17 protein-coding genes are annotated in these 18,004 nt (G+C 46.2%); 9 read left to right on the top strand and 8 right to left on the bottom strand.

Features of this window, described 5'->3' with window-relative positions; all coding sequences use genetic code 11:
- The first annotated feature begins 50 nt into the window (after window positions 1–50).
- From ACOJUN_RS19775 to cydX, 4 genes are all read left to right on the top strand, one after another.
- Window positions 51–1,952: a hypothetical protein gene (locus ACOJUN_RS19775; protein WP_422133611.1), complete on the top strand. Its 1,902-nt coding sequence runs from the start codon at window positions 51–53 to the stop codon at window positions 1,950–1,952.
- 498 nt (window positions 1,953–2,450) lie between these two features.
- Window positions 2,451–4,025 carry a cytochrome ubiquinol oxidase subunit I gene (locus tag ACOJUN_RS19770; protein WP_422133610.1) on the top strand — a complete coding sequence of 525 codons (1,575 nt, stop codon included), beginning with the start codon at window positions 2,451–2,453 and terminating at the stop codon, window positions 4,023–4,025.
- Between the two features lie 12 nt (window positions 4,026–4,037).
- Complete coding sequence (cydB, locus tag ACOJUN_RS19765) at window positions 4,038–5,171, top strand: cytochrome d ubiquinol oxidase subunit II (protein ID WP_422133609.1); 1,134 nt, start codon at window positions 4,038–4,040, stop codon at window positions 5,169–5,171.
- A gap of 12 nt (window positions 5,172–5,183) precedes the next feature.
- On the top strand, window positions 5,184–5,306 hold the full coding sequence (gene cydX / locus ACOJUN_RS19760) for a cytochrome bd-I oxidase subunit CydX (protein WP_422133608.1): 123 nt from the start codon (window positions 5,184–5,186) through the stop codon (window positions 5,304–5,306).
- A 165-nt stretch (window positions 5,307–5,471) separates the two neighbouring features.
- Here the strand turns inward: cydX and ACOJUN_RS19755 are convergent, their stop codons facing one another.
- The gene (locus ACOJUN_RS19755; RefSeq protein ID WP_422133607.1) at window positions 5,472–5,855 is read right to left on the bottom strand and encodes a hypothetical protein; all 384 of its coding nucleotides are present in this window, start codon (window positions 5,853–5,855) and stop codon (window positions 5,472–5,474) included.
- 30 nt (window positions 5,856–5,885) lie between these two features.
- Here ACOJUN_RS19755 and ACOJUN_RS19750 point away from each other — a divergent pair, with 30 nt between their 5' ends.
- The 4 genes from ACOJUN_RS19750 to ACOJUN_RS19735 all read left to right on the top strand — a co-directional run bounded on the left by ACOJUN_RS19750 (window position 5,886) and on the right by ACOJUN_RS19735 (window position 9,788).
- On the top strand, window positions 5,886–7,520 hold the full coding sequence (locus ACOJUN_RS19750; RefSeq protein ID WP_422133606.1) for an IS1634 family transposase: 1,635 nt from the start codon (window positions 5,886–5,888) through the stop codon (window positions 7,518–7,520).
- Window positions 7,521–7,691: 171 nt separating this feature from the next.
- On the top strand, window positions 7,692–7,952 hold the full coding sequence (locus tag ACOJUN_RS19745; protein ID WP_422133605.1) for a pyocin activator PrtN family protein: 261 nt from the start codon (window positions 7,692–7,694) through the stop codon (window positions 7,950–7,952).
- Between the two features lie 115 nt (window positions 7,953–8,067).
- Complete coding sequence (locus ACOJUN_RS19740) at window positions 8,068–8,844, top strand: type IV toxin-antitoxin system AbiEi family antitoxin domain-containing protein (RefSeq protein WP_422133604.1); 777 nt, start codon at window positions 8,068–8,070, stop codon at window positions 8,842–8,844.
- 17 nt (window positions 8,845–8,861) lie between these two features.
- Window positions 8,862–9,788, top strand: coding sequence for a nucleotidyl transferase AbiEii/AbiGii toxin family protein (locus tag ACOJUN_RS19735; RefSeq protein WP_422133603.1), 927 nt, complete (start codon window positions 8,862–8,864; stop codon window positions 9,786–9,788).
- Between the two features lie 40 nt (window positions 9,789–9,828).
- Here ACOJUN_RS19735 and ACOJUN_RS19730 read toward each other — a convergent pair whose 3' ends face one another.
- The 7 genes from ACOJUN_RS19730 to ACOJUN_RS19700 all read right to left on the bottom strand — a co-directional run bounded on the left by ACOJUN_RS19730 (window position 9,829) and on the right by ACOJUN_RS19700 (window position 16,731).
- Window positions 9,829–10,290, bottom strand: coding sequence for a tyrosine-type recombinase/integrase (locus ACOJUN_RS19730; protein WP_422133602.1), 462 nt, complete (start codon window positions 10,288–10,290; stop codon window positions 9,829–9,831).
- Between the two features lie 37 nt (window positions 10,291–10,327).
- Entirely contained in the window at window positions 10,328–11,014 is a 687-nt protein-coding gene (locus tag ACOJUN_RS19725) for a hypothetical protein (protein WP_422133601.1), read from the bottom strand.
- A gap of 722 nt (window positions 11,015–11,736) precedes the next feature.
- Window positions 11,737–13,014: an AAA family ATPase gene (locus tag ACOJUN_RS19720; RefSeq protein ID WP_422133600.1), complete on the bottom strand. Its 1,278-nt coding sequence runs from the start codon at window positions 13,012–13,014 to the stop codon at window positions 11,737–11,739.
- A 574-nt stretch (window positions 13,015–13,588) separates the two neighbouring features.
- Window positions 13,589–14,248 carry a transposase gene (locus ACOJUN_RS19715; RefSeq protein ID WP_422133599.1) on the bottom strand — a complete coding sequence of 220 codons (660 nt, stop codon included), beginning with the start codon at window positions 14,246–14,248 and terminating at the stop codon, window positions 13,589–13,591.
- A gap of 48 nt (window positions 14,249–14,296) precedes the next feature.
- Entirely contained in the window at window positions 14,297–15,610 is a 1,314-nt protein-coding gene (gene ltrA / locus ACOJUN_RS19710) for a group II intron reverse transcriptase/maturase (RefSeq protein WP_422133598.1), read from the bottom strand.
- 148 nt (window positions 15,611–15,758) lie between these two features.
- A complete protein-coding gene (locus ACOJUN_RS19705) occupies window positions 15,759–15,896 on the bottom strand; it encodes a hypothetical protein (RefSeq protein ID WP_422133597.1) in 138 nt (45 codons plus the stop codon).
- 277 nt (window positions 15,897–16,173) lie between these two features.
- A complete protein-coding gene (locus ACOJUN_RS19700; protein WP_422133596.1) occupies window positions 16,174–16,731 on the bottom strand; it encodes a transposase in 558 nt (185 codons plus the stop codon).
- Between the two features lie 218 nt (window positions 16,732–16,949).
- Between ACOJUN_RS19700 and ACOJUN_RS19695 the strand changes: the two genes are divergently transcribed.
- Complete coding sequence (locus ACOJUN_RS19695; protein WP_422133595.1) at window positions 16,950–17,309, top strand: hypothetical protein; 360 nt, start codon at window positions 16,950–16,952, stop codon at window positions 17,307–17,309.
- The last annotated feature ends 695 nt before the right edge of the window (window positions 17,310–18,004 follow it).

Genomic DNA, 18,004 nt, shown 5'->3' with positions numbered 1-18,004 from the left:
CTTTAGAATATAGTACTCATCTCCTACCGAAAAAAACGTAATATACGACAATGACCGCTCTTTTCAGTCGCTGGAGACGGCAACGGAATGACGCAGACCTGCAGCTTGAAGAACGAAATTTAAGCTGGCTGGAGAAAGTGGCACGCGCTCCTCACCAGGAGCCCTGGAGTGTCACCATACTGCAGTACGCCTGGACTGCCGGTCCGGTCACACTTCTGGCCGCCTTTGCAGGCTACTATATTGGTTACGGCACCATGATGCCTTTGGACAAAACCCTGTATTTTGTTGGCTATTCTATTGTTGCCATTGGTCTGGGTCTGTTCACCAAGCTAATTTACGACGTTACCCACGGCCGACGGATCAATCAAGACAAAAACAACCTGCTCAGCATCATCGACCGAATTCCCGAAATCATTTACATGGTGCGTGATCTGACCCAACGTAATATGACCGAAGATGCACGTCGCATCCACTCTGCCGGTATTCTCTTGCAAAAGTTCGATCTTGGTCCGGAATGGATATCAACAGCCATCGAAGATATTACGGGTGACCCCGATCTGGCCCGCAAGGCCGAACAGATTGAAATATTTCGCAGGGCTGGCCTTTATCACAGAATGCATGACATTGTTCACGAAGTCTCCGATGACACAGAGCGTTATCAAAACGAACTCAAAGAACTTCACCCACGCATAGCCAAAGCGCTCAAAAACAGGTTAAGCGGGATCGTGGCCAGACCCCATGAAGGGCAACCCAGGGAGCCTCTGTTTATTGAGCGGATTCTCACTGCCAGCGAGCGAGATAATGAAGAATTGATGACCCTTCACGATGTCGAGGAAATACTCATATTATGCTTCGAGCTGATTTGCGGGCGCAAAATTTCCTGGCTGAAAATTGAGTATACCGGTCGCTGGGATCTGGCCAAGGCTTTGGACAGGCTCGAGGAAGAACGCAATGATTTCCGGATCAGCCGGGCCAGGGTGTACTCACGCCTCAAGGCTCTGGCAACCTGGCTCCATAATGTTGATATCCAGAATGACATTATTACCGATCACGGCCTGAGCCCCCGGAATTTGCTGGCGGCAGTCAGGGAGTCACTCGACACTCTCAGTTTGCAGGTTCGCCAGGCCAGGGACCTGACCCATAAAACCGGCAAACACGTTAAGGCCCTGAACATAAAACGCAAACAACTCGATAAAGCCATTCAACTCTACAATGAAGCTCACCGCGCCTACCTGAAACAGGGACGGGACAGCGACAAACTCAAACGCGCCCTGAAGTACTGGCAAAAACTCTCCACACTCCATCAGCACAACCCTGAAGAGAACTTAAAACGCAGCCTGACTATTTCAGAGCAGAGTATCGAACTGGACGATGACACCAGAATGGAGGTTGCCAACCGTCTGGAAGCGTTTTCAAAGGAAACCCGCTTGAGAAAAGATAGCCATCGAGTCCACTCCCTGTCGCCTGCACGGAGATACCTGACAGAAACACGTGCCAGGGAGGTGGCCATCGAGGTGGCAACTATTCTAGACCCCTACATACATCTTCATGACCCACAGATTCAGAGGGCTATTGAGAGTTCCAATGCTTCCAGCCTGGCTTTTCTTGAGCCCGGTATGAGCGCCAGGACCAAGGCAGCGCTGGGAGAAGCTTTGGCCGCAGATGTTGATAAAAACCTCTCGGCCAGTGCCGAGAAACTGGCCCAGAACCTGATCCGTTACTATCGCGTCCCCCTGAGTGAGAGAACCATTAACTTCCTGGTACACACCTATCAGGCCGATTTGAAACGATTACAGTTCATTGCCCAGTTCGAGAGCCCTATGAGCGCTCGCTATTCACGGGATAATATTTCGCCCATCGAAGTTCCCCCTGCCAGTAACAAATGGCACATTGACTTATACAACGCCAATAAAGTCATCAGCAAATACAGCTCTGCCAGAAGCCATGGCTGAGTCACCTCTCAGCCCATCCTGATAACAATCAACCGAGCAAATATTTTCTATATGCCAATCAGAAATACTGATAGACAGATATTACATCCATCAGCATTCCTTATAGCCAAAAATCCACTTTACATTTCGAATGTTTCGTTTTTACACAGTGATTTATTCTTTATATTCAAACAAAAAACATTTATATCCCTAAAAAAAACCTGGATAACAATATATTTTAAACATTTTTGATGAAGATCAAACTTTGCGTCCTACTGTAGTTCATATATGTAACAAATCCGAGTAACATGTCCACAAATCTGTTTAACCAGCCACAGATTGATCCAGACCCATCTAAAACTCGTATATACCGGCGCACCGGCCACATACATGCATTTAGCATGTATCTATTATCCAGAATGCGCGGTAACTGCAGCACAAAAAGGACCTCTGTGGCAGCATGCATTTTCTGATTTTCAGTACGGATTTGATTTAACACTGTCATAAACGAGGAGCACCATGATTACAGACGAAATCATCGACCTGTCGCGATTCCAGTTCGCGATGACAGCACTCTATCACTTCCTCTTTGTGCCGCTGACCCTGGGCATGACCTTCATTCTGGCGATCATGGAGTCGGTTTATGTTATGACCGGCAAACAAGTCTATCGGGATATGACCAAATTCTGGGGTAAATTGTTCGGTATTAACTTTGCACTCGGCGTTGCTACCGGCCTCACCATGGAATTTCAGTTCGGAACCAACTGGTCATACTACTCCCATTATGTTGGTGACATTTTTGGTGCTCCACTGGCCATTGAAGCCCTGATGGCCTTCTTCCTCGAATCAACGTTTGTCGGCATGTTCTTCTTCGGCTGGGACCGACTCAGTAAAGTTCAGCATCTGGCTTGTACCTGGCTCATGGCTATAGGTACTAACCTATCGGCCATGTGGATACTGATTGCTAACGCCTGGATGCAGAACCCGGTAGGTGCAGAGTTCAATTATGAAACCATGCGCATGGAAATGACCAACTTTGCTGACCTGATTCTGAACCCTGTAGCCCAGGTGAAATTTATTCATACGGTTTCTGCCGGTTATACAACAGGTGCCATCTTTGTACTGTCTATCAGTGCCTGGTACATGCTTAAAGGCCGTGATATAGGTTTCGCTCGTCGTTCATTTGCGGTGGCCGCAGGCTTTGGTCTGGCATCCATCCTCTCTACGCTTCTGCTTGGCGATGAATCCGGTTATGAACTGGGTGACGTACAGCAGGTCAAGCTGGCAGCGATCGAGGCCGAGTGGGACACCGAACCTGCACCGGCCGCTTTTACTGTTTTTGGACTCCCCAACCAGGAAGAGCAGAAAACAGATTACGCGATCAAAATCCCTTACGTCATGGGCATAATCGCAACCCGCTCAACAAACACAGAAGTACTGGGTATCAAAGATCTGATCGACGACAAGATTCAGAGAATCAACAATGGTATCAAAGCCTACGAACTGCTTGAAAAACTTAAAAATGGTGAAGATACACCCGACAATCGTCGCGAGTTTGATAAAGTCGTGGATGACCTGGGCTATGGCTTGTTGCTCAGCCGCTATACCGACGACATTCGAAGCGCGACACCCCAAATGGTTCGGCAGGCTGCAGAAGAGGCTATTCCGACCGTGTGGCCACTGTTTTTCTCTTTCAGAATCATGGTAGGTCTCGGTGTTGTGATGCTCCTGCTGCTTGTAACCGCCTTCTACAAGACGGCCCGCAGAACTGAGTACAATAGTCCAAAATTCCTCAAACTCTGTTTCTATGCGTTGCCACTGCCATTCATTGCCAGTGAAATGGGATGGTTCGTTGCTGAGTTTGGTCGTCAACCCTGGTCGATCTCAGGCATTCTGCCTACCTATCTGTCTGCTTCTACCCGGACAGAAGCTGACCTCTGGCTCAGCATCATTGGTTTTACTGCGCTCTACAGTATCTGCATCATTATCGAAATTTACCTGATCGTTAAATATGCCCGCAAAGGCCCTAGCAGCCTGCACACTGGCCGCTACCACTTTGAACGCAATCGTACCGACGATATGGCTCAGGCATAAAAGGAGGCCCTTATGGACTACGAAGTTCTCAAATTCATCTGGTGGGTTCTGATCGGAGTCCTGTTCATTGGCTTTGCCATAATGGACGGGTACGATCTGGGGACCGCCAACCTGCTGCCTTTCATGAGCAAAACTGACGAAGAACGTCGTATCATGATCAATGCCGTCGCCCCTCACTGGGACGGCAACCAGGTTTGGCTGATCACTTCAGGTGGCGCACTGTTTGCGGCGTGGCCTATCGTTTATGCCACAGCTTTCTCTGGCTTCTACTGGGCCATGCTGCTGGTTCTGTTCGCACTGATTGTCCGTCCGCTGGCCTTTGATTATCGCTCCAAGGTTAAACCCGAGCAGACAAAGTACTGTGACTGGGGTCTCTTTATCAGCGGCATCGTACCTTCTCTGGTATTCGGCGTAGCCTTTGGCAACCTGTTCCTGGGCTTTGGTTTTAATCTGGATGACACAATGCGCTCCAGTTTTACTCAGGGTTTCTTCTCATTGTTGAACCCCTTTGCCCTTCTTTGTGGTGTTGTCAGTGTCTCTATGCTAACCATGCAGGGATCTGTATGGCAAAGCATGCGCTCTGGTAGCCCAATCAAAGAGCGTGCGACCATTGTCGCCCGCATCTCTGCCCTTGCGACCATTGTCACCTTTGCACTCGCGGGTGTCTGGGTAGCTAACCTGCCCGGCTTTGAGGTCGTCAGCGGTCTGGTTATGAATGGCGAAGCCAACCCTCTGATCAAAACAGTTCACATAGCTGACGCAGGCATCTGGTTGGCTAATTACACCAAGTACCCGGTTATGCTGATTGCACCGGTCATGGGTTTTGCTGGCGCCATTGGTGTCTTCCTTCTGGCCAACAGCCGTCTGCACGGCCTGGCCTTTACCTGCAGTTCAATCACCCAGGCAGGCATTATCATGACAGCCGGCTTCTCACTGTTTCCATTTATTCTGCCGTCCAGCACCCACCCTAACGTTAGCCTGACACTGTGGGATGCAACGTCCAGTTACCTGACGCTGGGAATTATGACAGTGGTTGCCATGATATTTGTTCCCATCATTCTGGGATACACCATCTGGTGTTTCTACAAATTGTGGGGTCGTATGACAGCAGAACACCTTAACGAAAACACCCACTCACTTTACTAAGGAGGGCAGACTATGTGGTATTTTGCCTGGATTCTGGGCGTACTCCTTGCGTGTGCCTTTGGTATCATCAATGTCATGTGGTATGAGTTTCATGATATGGGATTTGATAATGATATCAATGATTTAGATGACTAGGGCAGGTGTTTGGGAGTAAAATTTTGTTACTCCCAAGCTCATTTTTTGTTCCCGAACATGCTCAATAAGAAGCAACAATTCCGAATCGTGCCTTGTGGCAAGATTTAGTTGCTCAGGAAGAAAACGCCACTCTACAGCAAAAAAGCAGTGAGTGGCGTTTTAGTTTCAGTGCAGCAGCCAGTCCCTGGTCAAAGCGAACAGAGAAGATTTCAGCTGATACAACTGCTCAATCATCAGGCTTTTTGGGAACAGCTCTTCTGGTAGCTGAATACTGATCCCCAGCCCCATAACATCTATCCCTGAGTACTCACAACGTTTCACCAGGTCAACCACCGCATCATAGTGGTCAATATCCGGTGCTCCATCAGTAATCATCAGAATCAAGCGCCTTTCGGCATTTGATAGACAAGTCTGATGCACTGCATACCACAACCCTGTGACCATGGGGGTTGAGTCATGGCTGTCCAGAGCAGAGAGTGTTCCTGCAATTCGTAGATTGGACCTGCCTTTCACCACCCCGATTGATATTTGCCTAAAATCTGTTGTCAAAGAAATAAACAGACATTCAGGTGCACCAACATGCCTCAAGCTCAATACCAGTCTAAGAACCTCAACCACCTTGGCTTGGTTGCCGCTATGTGTCGGGAGTTAAAGATAGCCGAATACATTGCTGCCCGTATCACAAATGACTCCGATGTTCGTAATGTCACTATTGGACAAGCTGTAGTCGCAATGATCATCAATGGCTTGGGCTTTACGGGGCAAACTCTGTACATGCTCCCTGAGTTTTTTGAGGATAAGCCGATTGACCGCCTTATCGGGGAAGGTATACAGGCCGAACACTTGAACGACAAGGTACTTGGTCGGGCTCTCGACAGTTTGTACGACGCTGGTGTTAGCGACTTGTATCTCAATCTGGCCGTCAAGGTCGTCAATCATCTGAAACTTCCTTGCAAGGCATTAAATCTGGATGGCACCAGCTTTCATGTGGATGGAGTCTATAACAGTCATGACAATCCAGACGACTTAAATTGTATTCATATCTGCCAAGGTTACAGCCGTGACCACCGGCCTGACCTGAATCAGGTAGTCTTGCAGTTAATGACTGAAAATCAGGCGGGCATCCCTGTGTTTATGGCCCCTGCCAGCGGTAATGTAAACGACAAAACCTGTTTTCAGGAAATTATCAAAAATCATCTGTCATGTTTTAAGGCCGCTTTGAATAGCCGCTATCTGGTTGCTGATGCTGCCATGTATGTTGCAGAAACCCTTCAGTTGCTTGATGAGCAAAAGCAGCTGTTTATCTCCCGGGTGCCCCTGAACATCAAGGAGGCAAAGGAGCTGGTCTGCAAAGCGCCAACCGTGTCGCTGGTGCCTGTTGAAGGCTATGAAGATTACTACTCAGCTGAAGTGCCTTCCTGCTACGGAGGGGTTCAGCAACGATGGTTCCTGTTTCTCAACAAAAAGCGCGGGCTTAGTGAACGGAAAACATTGACCCGAAAGATGCAAAAGCAGTCACTGAAAGAGGCCCGTGATCTGGAGAAGCTGAGCAAAAAGGCCTTTTTGTGCCGGGACGATGCATTGAAGGCTTTTGCCTTGTGGCAGAAACAATCGAAACTTTGCCAAAGCGAAACAGAGCCAGAGGTTATCCGTAAACCCTGCTATTCGGGCAAAGGAAGACCATCGCCGGATAGCAAGCCTGATCACTTCGAGTACTTTGTGCAGGCTGAATGCTTTGTTTCCTGCGAGAAAAGGGAGCATGCAGAAGCCTCACTGGGTTGTTTTATCCTAAGCACGAATGAACTGGATAAAAATAGTTTGAATGCCTCTGAGCTGCTGTCTACTTATAAGTCGCAACAAAAAGTTGAAGGCGGCTTTCGGTTCCTGAAGAGCCCGGACTTTCTGGTCTCTTCGCTCTATCTGAAGAAAGCGGAACGTATTGAAGCCCTGTTAATGGTGATGACTCTATGCCTGATGGTCTACGCTGCTATCCAGCACAGAATCAGGCAGGAACTGAAAAAGCAAAGTCGTGTATTTCCAGACCAGAAAAAAAAGCCCTGCCAGAACCCAACAACAAGATGGGTATTTTTCTGTTTCCAGGGGCTTAGTGTATTAACGGTCAATAATCAGGAGGAACATGTGATTGGCTTGAAGGAAAGGCAGTGGACGATCATTCAAATTTTGGGCATTTTTTACGAGTCCATGTATTCCTGATAGGGGTGGTGAAAGGCGGCTATCAACAAGGCTGGATCAATAAAGATGACTTCCAGAAAACCAGAATCACCAATGAAACCTGGGATAAAGGTTTGCTAACTGAAAAAATAAATCTATTTAGCAAGCCTCACTTTAACCCTCACTAATACCCAATGTCATAGTCTGAATATTATGAATACTGAACTGATGCTCTTTGCCAAGTACGAGAAACCTTACGTCCGCCTCGAAGAGGTATGTGACGAGTTTTTTGGTTTATGTGAGAAAAAAGCTAAAGCAGCGGCAGCTTCCCAACAACTACCTGTACCGGTAGTGCGGCTGACTGAAAGTAGGAAGTCGCCGATGATGATTCGGTTGTCAGACTTGGCCAACTATCTTGATAATCGGCATCAAACCTATAGCAGTACTTGGGAAAAGGTTAGAGGAGTACGTTGATCAAAACAGCGCAGTTTATGATATTTAATATATTGACACCTTAGGTATTAATATCTGCATTTAGACAAACCTGTCTGTTTGGCATAAGATATAAATTAACACCTTGGGTATTAATATGTCATCTAAAATAAACTGGCTAATAAACCATACCTCTCCGGGCTCTCTGGTGCTCCAACAATGGCTGACGGAGAACGGTATACGTTATTCCCTAGCCCAGAAATATGCCAAAAGCGGCTGGTTGAAGAGACTCAGCTCTGGTGTCTACTATCGTCCGGAACCCAGTGGCAAGATCAAACCTGACTGGCCGGACGCATTGCAGGCTCTTACTCAACAGTTACAGTTGCCAATACACCTTGCAGGGCTTAGCAGTTTGACTCACCAGGGGCTTAGCCATTATCTGCAACTGAATTCAGAACAGGTCTGGATTGGGACCAGAAGCAAGCAAATCCTGCCCAAATGGTTTCGGGAGTTTTCCGAACAGCCCTGGTTATATAGTGGTAACCAAAAGCTTTGTGAACTAACTGACAAAGATTTCACTACAGTAACCGTAAAAGGAAAGGAACTCAGAGCCAGTCGCCCGGAACTCGCAGCTTATGAAGTGGTCGATGCTATCGGGAAAAATATTCGTTTTGAACACGCCGCCGAATTATTTCAGGGTTTAGTTAACTTGAGCCCAAGAAAAGTGCAGTCACTTCTTAATCGCAGTAATGCTGTTCAGACCAACCGCATATTTCTCTTTCTGAGTGATTACTATGGCCATCAATGGTTTGGCCGTCTTGATGAATCTCAAATACAACTCGGTTCAGGTAAACGTCAAGTAGTGACTAACGGTCGATTCGACGAGCGTTACCAGATCACTGTTCCTCAATCTCTACACTACCCTGCATCGTAAAAGAAGATCAGACTAAAATGGACAAAAAATCCGTTTATTACCAACAGCTGTCCCTGTTGATCCAAATGCTGCCAGTTGTGGCAACCGAGCCTGTCTTCGCCCTGAAAGGCGGAACAGCCATCAATTTGTTTGTTCAGAATTTTCCTCGACTTTCTGTAGACATTGACCTTGCCTACCTTCCTCTCGAACCAAGGGATGAAGCACTGAAAAATGTTCGCTCAGCACTCGAACGTATAGCTGAGCGGATTAATACGCAGCCTTCAACCAGTGCAGTGCTTCAGGACAACCGACAAGACGAATTAAGAATTATTGTTACTACAGAATCCGCAACCATCAAAATCGAAGTCTCTCCTGTTGCCCGGGGTACACTGCATGACCCAGAGTTGCTGCCTGTGGTTGAGTCAGTAGAGGATGGATTTGGCTATGCTGAAATACCTGTTGTCAGTCAGGCCGATTTATATGGAGGAAAGCTTTGTGCTGCTATGGATCGCCAGCACCCACGAGACTTGTATGATGTACAGCGAATGCTAAATGCAGGTGGAATTTCCAGAGAGATATTTACTGGCTTTCTAACCTACACACTGAGCCATCCACGCCCCATACATGAAGTCATGTCACCACGCTGGAAAGAGTTGGAGCAAACGTTTTACGATGAGTTTGCCGGTATGACGAAAGAACCAGTGGAATTGAACGAACTAATAGAAACCCGTTCTCGTATGGTGGCAGCCTTGCAAGCTCACTTCACCGAGAGAGACCAGGATTTTCTATTATCTTTCAAACGAGGCAAGCCAGACTGGACACTGTTTGACGAGCCTTCTGCTGCAGAACTTCCGGCTATCCGCTGGAAGCTAAAGAATATTCAGCAGTTGTCAAAAAACAAAGACAAGCATCAGCAGCAGCTTGAAAAACTGGAGAATACACTGAAGCAGTGGCTACAGGTTTAGAAAATATGCACTGACCACAGCAGGCAGAACTTTAAGTTTCTTACTCCGTTCCCCATGAAAGCGACATCGAAGCCTTGAGCAACTGCCTGTTCACCAGCTCATTTTCAGCCCAGTAATTATTTTCTATTCTCTTGCACTGCCCCCATAAATCCGGTGGCTCTTTGTGCAAGAGGTGAGTATAGCGCCGCAGATGCTCCCAGGTTTTATGACCACTACGAAGTGCCACTTCAGGAATCGACATATTTTGCTCAAACAGCCTTGATACACCTTCGTGCCGAAAGGAATGAAACCGGATATCTGGAAACCCAAGCTCTTTCGTCCAATAGGAAAAGCGCACAGCGATAGATTTTGCCTTATAAGGAAATATCCGGTCTTCCCCCTCGAACTTTGGCTGCCTCTCAATAATTTCAAGACACTCAACAGGTATGGGCACTTTTTGATGGTTCCCGAATTTATTGTTGGGGTCTTTCCTGTCTTCAATGATCACAAGCCCATGCTCCATATCGAGCTGACTGTACTTGATGCTACAAACCTCTCCCTCACGAAAGGTGCTGTATGTATATGCTGAACATCATGATGTGATGGTGAGGTATGGTTCCAGTTGGTTTGTTATAACCAGCCAGTAGTACCTGATATAGCTGAAGTATCTGTTCCTCAGTAGGCCGTATGTCGTGCCGTCGGGATTTTCCCACCAATCCGAGCTTCCAAAGCTCCTTCATCACTTCATCATTAATAAAACTCTTGAAGTAAATTCCTACCCTCTTTTGCCAGCTGACGGCACGCCTCAGTACAGAGACATATAAATGATTGGTCGATGGAGTAACCGTCTCCAGTCGTTCATCGAGGATTTTGATTAAATCCTGCTCGGTAATTTCATTTGACCTCTTCTCTGCCAGCCAGCTTTTCTCCCAAAATTTGATCGCCTGCATATCCCGATAGCTGATCTGCTTTTCTTCTGGCAGGGTACCCTGTTTTAGCCTGTAATGTTCAAGGTAAGATTTCAGGGTAATATCGCCGGTTCGAGACTGAGCCGCCTCGTACTTTGGTTCCTCTTTTTCCGCTTCTCTCAGCATTTCCTTTTCAACCTGTTTTGCCCAGGCACGTCCTGACGGCTTGTCCGGAAATGTCATCTGTTCTTTGGCTACGAAATGCTTTTTCATGACCTGAACGATGAACTTGTAAACAGTGCCTTTCTTCCGCTTTCGGGTGTCGCAATAGATACTCATCAGCATTACCTTTCAAGCAAGTTTTTGGGAGTAAATTTGGGAGTAAATGCTGATGAATTATAGGTGTTTCAAGGGGTTTTATAGTTCTCAACGGTAATCAGAATTGCAGTAAAACAAGAGGTTAGAGTGACAGGAAGGGGCGCTTAACTTGATGTGGTATGAGTTTCATGAGATGAATTTTGATAATGAAAACAAAGATTTAGAAGAATGATGTGAATTTTGGGGGCCAATTTCACTGGTCCCCAAGCTTAAAAAATCGGGTGTTATTGTGCCTGATGGTGGGCAAAAGGTTGCTTTCTGGAGGGCATTCCCTACCCGGTTTTGTTAACCCCGGAATGATAGAAGAATAGAAAAATCATAGAAAAATAGAATAGAAAAATCATCCTGAAAAATAGTGAAAAATAGGACATCCAAAAAAGAGAAACAGAAAAGGAAACAGTCTGACTGCTGTATCGTCCTAGGAGGCCGACCGAGAATAGCGCCCGTAGCGAGGACGGCAGAAAATTGAGGATGAAAATTCGGTTTTGTGAGGAGAATAGCGAGCTATTTGACGAACAAAAGCGGATTTTCAGACCAATTTGCTGCCGCCGCAGTAGGGCAGTCTATTCTCGGTCGGCCTCCTAGCAGAGGAAAATGCTAATAAACAAGCCGGGGAATGGGTCATGGTACCCCTTTTTGATGAGCTTTTGCCGGGAGCTTGAGGATTCGCCCGTTGCAACTGATCAGCGGTATATGTCCTTCCAGGCATCTGATTCATGATAAGCTGACTGATACTGATAATCCTCCATAGCTGCTTTCAAATCAGCCACGGAAAACTCCATCAGCTGTTCAACATCTGCAGTAGGATGAGCAGAGTTTGCCCCTTGAGAAGTTATAGAGTCCTCCTGTGGAGTCCCATTGTTACCGTCAAATTGTGCACCAAATTCTCTGGCGAGCCGACACTCTTGAGCAGATTGAACACTCTCAAAAAAGTTCCTGATACTTCTGGCATTAGCGAAATGTTCACCCTCTTGTTTTTTGATGTCTAATAATGTTTCTTTACAAATAGTGACGGCATCATCTGAGAGCTGATAACCGTTGTGATCACACATTTTCTGGAATATCTGGATTAACTGTTCATTTTTGTAATCATCAAAATGGATCTTTATTGGCACTCTGGATTTAAACCCCGGATTAGACTCAATCAATTGTTCCATCTGCTTATGATATCCAGCCAGGATGACTAATGTATTTATTTTAGGGTCTTCCAACATGACCAATATTTTTTCGATGGCTTCAGTGCCATAATCACGATCTGAACCGGGCTTGAAGAGACTGTATGCTTCATCGATGAACAGTACCCCGTTTTGTGCTGAATTAACCAGCGCCTCGGTTTTGATAGCCGTATGCCCAACATGTTCTCCAACCAGCCGGGATCGATCCGCTATAACGATTTTGTCTTCTTTTATTATTCCGAGTTCATACAAAATATTTGTTAACAGCCGAGAAGACATGGTTTTTCCTGTACCCGGATTACCTGTAAAGAGCATATGACCACGGGATAAATCCTTGCACTCCAGGCTGGCATTTCTCCGCATTTCTCGAACCATCATTTTTTGTTGTATTTTTTCGACGTGTCTTTTTAAGTTCTCTAAACCGACCATATTGTGCAACTTTTTGAGTGAGCCAGAGTCGACATGTTGTTGTCTTTCAAGTTGACCGCTTAACAGACGATATTCCGTGCGCAACCGGTTTATTTTTGGTTGAACGAAAAGTTTGTGGGTCAAGACACGAGTCAAGATCAGAGTACCTATTGATATAGCTACCGCTTTGCCTTCTCCAACATAGTTTCTGCTAATCTTCAATGCTTGCAGGCTAGTAGTAAGGCAAACTGTGCGAACAAGCCACTTTGAGACAGAAGTTTCACTGATTTCGTTTTCCAGTTTATCCAGCGTCTGCTCAAAATTCGGTGGTGAAACTGGTTTCAATCCATTACCACCCTGCCAGGTAATCGTGAACATAATTATCTCCTTTTGATACAGTATATTTATGCGAAGACCATGTTATCAATAACGTCGGCCTTCGCATCATTTCCAGTTTAATTAATGTATACATAAGTGACAAGAATTGCAGTGACAATAATTACAATGACAAAGATTAATACACCTTCTAATTAACAGCCTGCGCAAAATCTTATTGAATTAATTAAATCGAATGACATTGACTGCATTATTTCTGACCATGGACCAGTGAGAAATCTCCTCTCGACAACCACATTGTTAGTTAAACAAACTAATTTGTTATGCCTATTGACATATTGAGCAGCACAGATGTCAGTTATGTGAGGATTTTTAGTCTTATGGTGTTGCAGTGCTATAACAGGGTGAGTCGTCCGGAAAAGGATCCAAACCGAATAGCGTGGTGTTTTATCCAAGCGGAGATTTTTGGATATCTGTTGACTGTCGAAAAGATGCAGAGCGCTCTATAGGGGGCTTTGTATTGGCAACGAATGATGTGGACGATAAGAAAAAATAGGACATCCACATTGAAAAAAAAGCAGGGAAAAACAGGACATCCATTAAAAAAAGAGCCTCGTCAGCAAAATCTGTGGGGCATTTCTGGTTCGGGCAGGTTGCCCAGTGCGTGATATAAAGCGATTTCTGCACATCTATAGGTTCTGAAACCATACGATTTTCTCGTAGTGAGTTTTATCTTGGTGTTCAGACCTTCCACAATTCCGCTGGAAAATGCTTTTTTTGCCCTGAACCAATTCAGGATCAGTGGTCTGTGTCGCCGAACAGTTTTAGCTACTTTCTTCATCGGTTCTATCTTTGACCGCATGACTCTTGTACACCACCGGTCCAGATACTTTCCTGCCCAGTGTGGTGATATGTAACTCCAGAACACTTGAAACTCCTCTCTGAGCAGATAGGCCCTGACACTTTTGAGATTATACTGAAGCACTGTATTTAACTTGATCTCTTCTTTCTCGGTCAGGTTTTCCTTCCGTTTCAGCAGACACCAACGGGTCTTTTTCAAAACAGGCTCATAGCCATCAGCCTGAAGCTGTTTGTGTTCTGATGCCCTGACCTCATCGATGGCCTTGTTCAGCATGGCCACAATGTGAAATCGATCCAGAATATGCAGCGCCTGATTGGCAAACTCGGCGATCGCCTTTACATAGGGCTTCCACATGTCAGAGCAGACATACCTCACCCGCTGTGTCCGAGTAGAAGAGGCCGTTGCCGACCTCAACCCTCGCAGACCCGGACGAGCGCAATTAACGCATCCGGTTCCTCACAATTATTGGTTCACTAGCCGACGACCATATGAATACCGATGATAGATTTTCGGCGGTGCCAAGGCGAAGCGATCCAGAAGCAGATTGAATTTCTCCCACGTGATATGGCTCTTCTGCGAACGCCGACTGAGCCACTTGTGCCAGATTTTCTTCACTCGATGTAGGATCGTACTTAACGCTTTGGCGTTGCCCGTTATTCCGAAGTATGCGTAGTGCCCCCGAAGCTTCCGGTTGAGCGCTATATATTGTTCACCCAATGACTTATGTCGGTATTTTTGACAGTATTGGTTGAACGACTTCAAAGTTCTGGCAATTCGCCCTTTTGCTGTTTTCTGGTAAACAACAGTATTCCCTCTACGGGAAGTTCCCCAGAAGTGGGTAAACCCGAGGAAGTCAAAGCTGACCGGATTGCCGTTGCGTTTGTTTTCTTTCCGGCAGTAAGGCCGAAAGTCAACGCATCGCGTTTTCTCCGGGTGCAGTGTAAGTCCAAAGCGTTCAAACCGCTTTGACAGCACTGCCTCAACCTTGTTGCAATCTTCATGAACCGAAAATACCATGACAAAGTCATCAGCAAATCTCGTCAGATTGCATCTTCCACGCATCCTTGGCTGGACTGTCTGAGTGAACCAGTTATCCAATACATAGTGAAGATAAATGTTGGCTAGTAGCGGTGAAATTACTCCGCCCTGTGGTGTTCCCTGCGTCGGGTAGACAAGCTCCCCAGACTCAAGAATACCTGCCTTCAACCATTTATCGATCAGTTTTCTTACTACGCCATCAGCCACTCGTCTGGCTAGAAACTGTCTTAGCTGACCATGGTCAATCGTATCGAAATACTTTTGTATGTCCACGTCCAGCACCCAGTAGGCACCATTTCTCATAATGTTTTCACGCAGACTACACAAGGCTTCATGTGACGACCTTTGTTTGCGAAAGCCAAAGGAGCCGTTATAGAAGTCTTGCTCGTAGATGGGTTCCAGTAGCATAACCACCGCTCTCTGAGCAATTTTGTCTTCGAAAGTGGGTATGCCCAAAGGCCGTTTCTGACCGTTTCCTTTATCGATGTAACTCCGCTTCACAGCGGGTGCTCGGTAGCGACCGGATTTGATACGATCCAACAGATTCAGGAGGTTATACTCCAGCTGTCGTTCATACATTTCAGCCGTCTGACCATCTACTCCTGTAGCGCCATCTTTACGGGTCAGTTGGTATGCCTGATAAAGCCACTGATAATCCATGTGATGATTGAGAGAAGTGAAAGCCATGGCCGGGTTGTCTCTGGCCAGTGTGGCTATCCGTTTCTGTTTCGTTGACACAAACACAGGTTTCTGAGCACCTCTTGTGTTTCCCACAAACGGGTCAATAACTATGATGTCCCCTTTCCTCGTCCGGGTCCTCCTGAGCAGAGTTCCCCGTTGTCATCAGTACTATGGGACACTAAGACTTCCAGTACCTACTGCCCGGTCACTTATGTATTCGCTTCCGGGTTCCTGCATGCTGCTTCATGTTTGCTTCATCGGGTTTAAAGCGATACCTGATGACCGGGTTCTGTTCAGCCATAGAACCAATGGCGATTACACCCAGGTCAATACTGGACCTCACAGGTTCCTGAGAAATCCATCCTGTACCTCTGCCCTGCTCTCCGATCCCGGTTAGGTTGATGTTGCCTTACCGTAGCGGCAAACCAATGCTGACCCCATTTCCTGAACAATGAAGTCCACCAACAATTGCAACATTTCGAGACTCAATCACATGGCTTTAGCACCCACTGTCTACGCTTCACAACCATCGTTACCGCTGGCTATGCAAGACTCGTTTCCGGCTGATGGTTAGTCTTTGCCGGGCAGGAGTTGAACCTGCTGGATTTCAATGAATGATTTCAGTTCATGGAACCTCCCACATTCTCAGGCTTCGCCTCATCCAACAACGCCTGACTTTTAAACCGCCCTTCCCAGAAGCGACCTTGGCAGCCATCTTCCTGGTTAGCCTCACGGGCAAGATATTCGTTCAGGCAACGCATGAACCAGCTGATATTCGTTAAACGATTTCGATACTCTTCAACAAATTCATCCAAACGAGCCAGTTCCGAATGACTCAACTGGTCAGCAGCAAGATATCTCTGAACCAGAAGCGGCCCTGTGAAAAGCCTTGTCCATCGACTCAAAATTTCATCTCGTGTCCACTCTCTGGCAGGTTTCTGATTGATATGCAAAACCACATGGTAGTGATTCGACATAACAGCATAGGCGCAGACTTCTATAGAAAAGATTGAAACCAGTTCCCTGAGCTTATCTACAACCCACTGCCGACGGTGCTCGTAGTTTTTGCCCGTTAAATAATCCTCTCCACACAAATACGCTCTGCGCACACATCGAGCTATACAGTGATAATAAGGCGTGGAACCTGGGTCGATCAGAGAACTTCGCGCACGGGTCATAATCTCTCCTGCCGGAACTAAAAATCAGCGACAGGGAACAGAATTAGACGAGCTGGCTTGTTTGTCAAATATAAGGATGTCCTATAATCACCCTATAATCACTATCACTCATAATCACCATTGTAATCATAGTGGCACACCAGTAACTGGCTATCTTAGAAGGATGATCTATAAAGAAGGTGTTTATAGGTAGTTTTTCATTTTAGGAAGGCATTTTGATGCATACGTTTAAAGCTACTGGAGTACTGCTACTAATTTTAGTTATATCTGTTAAAGCCAAATCTGACCCTCTGGAAATATACTCACACTACGGCTATGAAATAAATCCAACTCTTGTGTATTTGGTTATAAGCTATCCTTTCATTCACGGTCTTCTTGAGCATCTGTACGCGCTGTCAGATAACTTTATCTTTGCACTAATGCAGCTGGTTTACAGAAGTTCATCAGATGCTGTCGATGAAAGAAACATGATTAATATGGAAAGAAGGTTAGCCACTACATTAGATCGTAATAAAACTGTCAATTACTTCAAAGAGCGCTTATACAAAAATAAGTGGTGGGCTAAAAAAAAACTATAGCCACCTGAATCAGGTAGCTGGATGTCTCTACTCTCCAGCCCCCAAGCACATCGACATTCGGGTCCGCACCGGGGTAGGTTCATCGAGGATGGTTAAAGCTGACCCATAAGCCCTCCAGAGAAACAAGCCCAAGGTTTGAAAGACAAGAAAAGTGTCGTTCAATGCCTCACTGTACAAGGTAGATGTCGCTTCGGCAATTCTACAGGCTATGGAAAATCTCAGAGAGCAATACAGCCGTGTTGTTGATGGTTAAGCTTATGAGACTCCTGCCAATCAGGTGCAGCCAAAAGTCATCATTGAAGACTTTTGGCTGCGGCCATTTTTTTTGAACCACCAAGGGTGTTCTTGTCTGTTGAATGGCGATCGCTGATGAGAGAGCTCCTGGTGGATGTGCCTGCAGATACGTCGATTTCAGCAAATACTCTGAGCTCTTTTATGCAGTTGGATTTAGCTAAGTAGAATTCTGAATATGAGCTAGTACATTGGATGTTCCACATATGCTTGTAACATTGGATGTCCCACATATGTCTGTTGGATGTCCCACATATGACTTGAGCTAGTACATTGGATGTCCCATATATGCTCTCTCAGTTATTGAGAGTCATGAATCAAAAGAGGCGACATCTATCCTGACACAGAGGGTAAGTTAAACCTCTTGGTTCTTGGCGGAACCCTTGAGGTTAGCTACCGAAGCC

Source organism: Endozoicomonas sp. ALD040 (genome assembly GCF_049275945.1).
Classification (GTDB): domain Bacteria; phylum Pseudomonadota; class Gammaproteobacteria; order Pseudomonadales; family Endozoicomonadaceae; genus Endozoicomonas_A.
This window is presented reverse-complemented; position numbering and strand designations above follow the sequence as displayed.

Excerpts from the sequence above, each read along its gene's own strand:
- ACOJUN_RS19740 (WP_422133604.1), top strand. The coding sequence starts at position 8,068 with ATGTCATCTAAAATAAACTGGCTAATAAACCATACCTCTCCGGGCTCT.
- ACOJUN_RS19695 (WP_422133595.1), top strand. The coding sequence starts at position 16,950 with ATGCATACGTTTAAAGCTACTGGAGTACTGCTACTAATTTTAGTTATA.
- ACOJUN_RS19725 (WP_422133601.1), bottom strand. The coding sequence starts at position 11,014 with ATGAGTATCTATTGCGACACCCGAAAGCGGAAGAAAGGCACTGTTTAC.
- ACOJUN_RS19735 (WP_422133603.1), top strand. The coding sequence starts at position 8,862 with ATGGACAAAAAATCCGTTTATTACCAACAGCTGTCCCTGTTGATCCAA.
- ACOJUN_RS19730 (WP_422133602.1), bottom strand. The coding sequence starts at position 10,290 with ATGGAGCATGGGCTTGTGATCATTGAAGACAGGAAAGACCCCAACAAT.
- cydB (WP_422133609.1), top strand. The coding sequence starts at position 4,038 with ATGGACTACGAAGTTCTCAAATTCATCTGGTGGGTTCTGATCGGAGTC.
- ACOJUN_RS19700 (WP_422133596.1), bottom strand. The coding sequence starts at position 16,731 with ATGACCCGTGCGCGAAGTTCTCTGATCGACCCAGGTTCCACGCCTTAT.
- ACOJUN_RS19745 (WP_422133605.1), top strand. The coding sequence starts at position 7,692 with ATGAATACTGAACTGATGCTCTTTGCCAAGTACGAGAAACCTTACGTC.
- ACOJUN_RS19775 (WP_422133611.1), top strand. The coding sequence starts at position 51 with ATGACCGCTCTTTTCAGTCGCTGGAGACGGCAACGGAATGACGCAGAC.
- ACOJUN_RS19750 (WP_422133606.1), top strand. The coding sequence starts at position 5,886 with ATGCCTCAAGCTCAATACCAGTCTAAGAACCTCAACCACCTTGGCTTG.
- cydX (WP_422133608.1), top strand. The coding sequence starts at position 5,184 with ATGTGGTATTTTGCCTGGATTCTGGGCGTACTCCTTGCGTGTGCCTTT.
- ACOJUN_RS19770 (WP_422133610.1), top strand. The coding sequence starts at position 2,451 with ATGATTACAGACGAAATCATCGACCTGTCGCGATTCCAGTTCGCGATG.
- ACOJUN_RS19720 (WP_422133600.1), bottom strand. The coding sequence starts at position 13,014 with ATGTTCACGATTACCTGGCAGGGTGGTAATGGATTGAAACCAGTTTCA.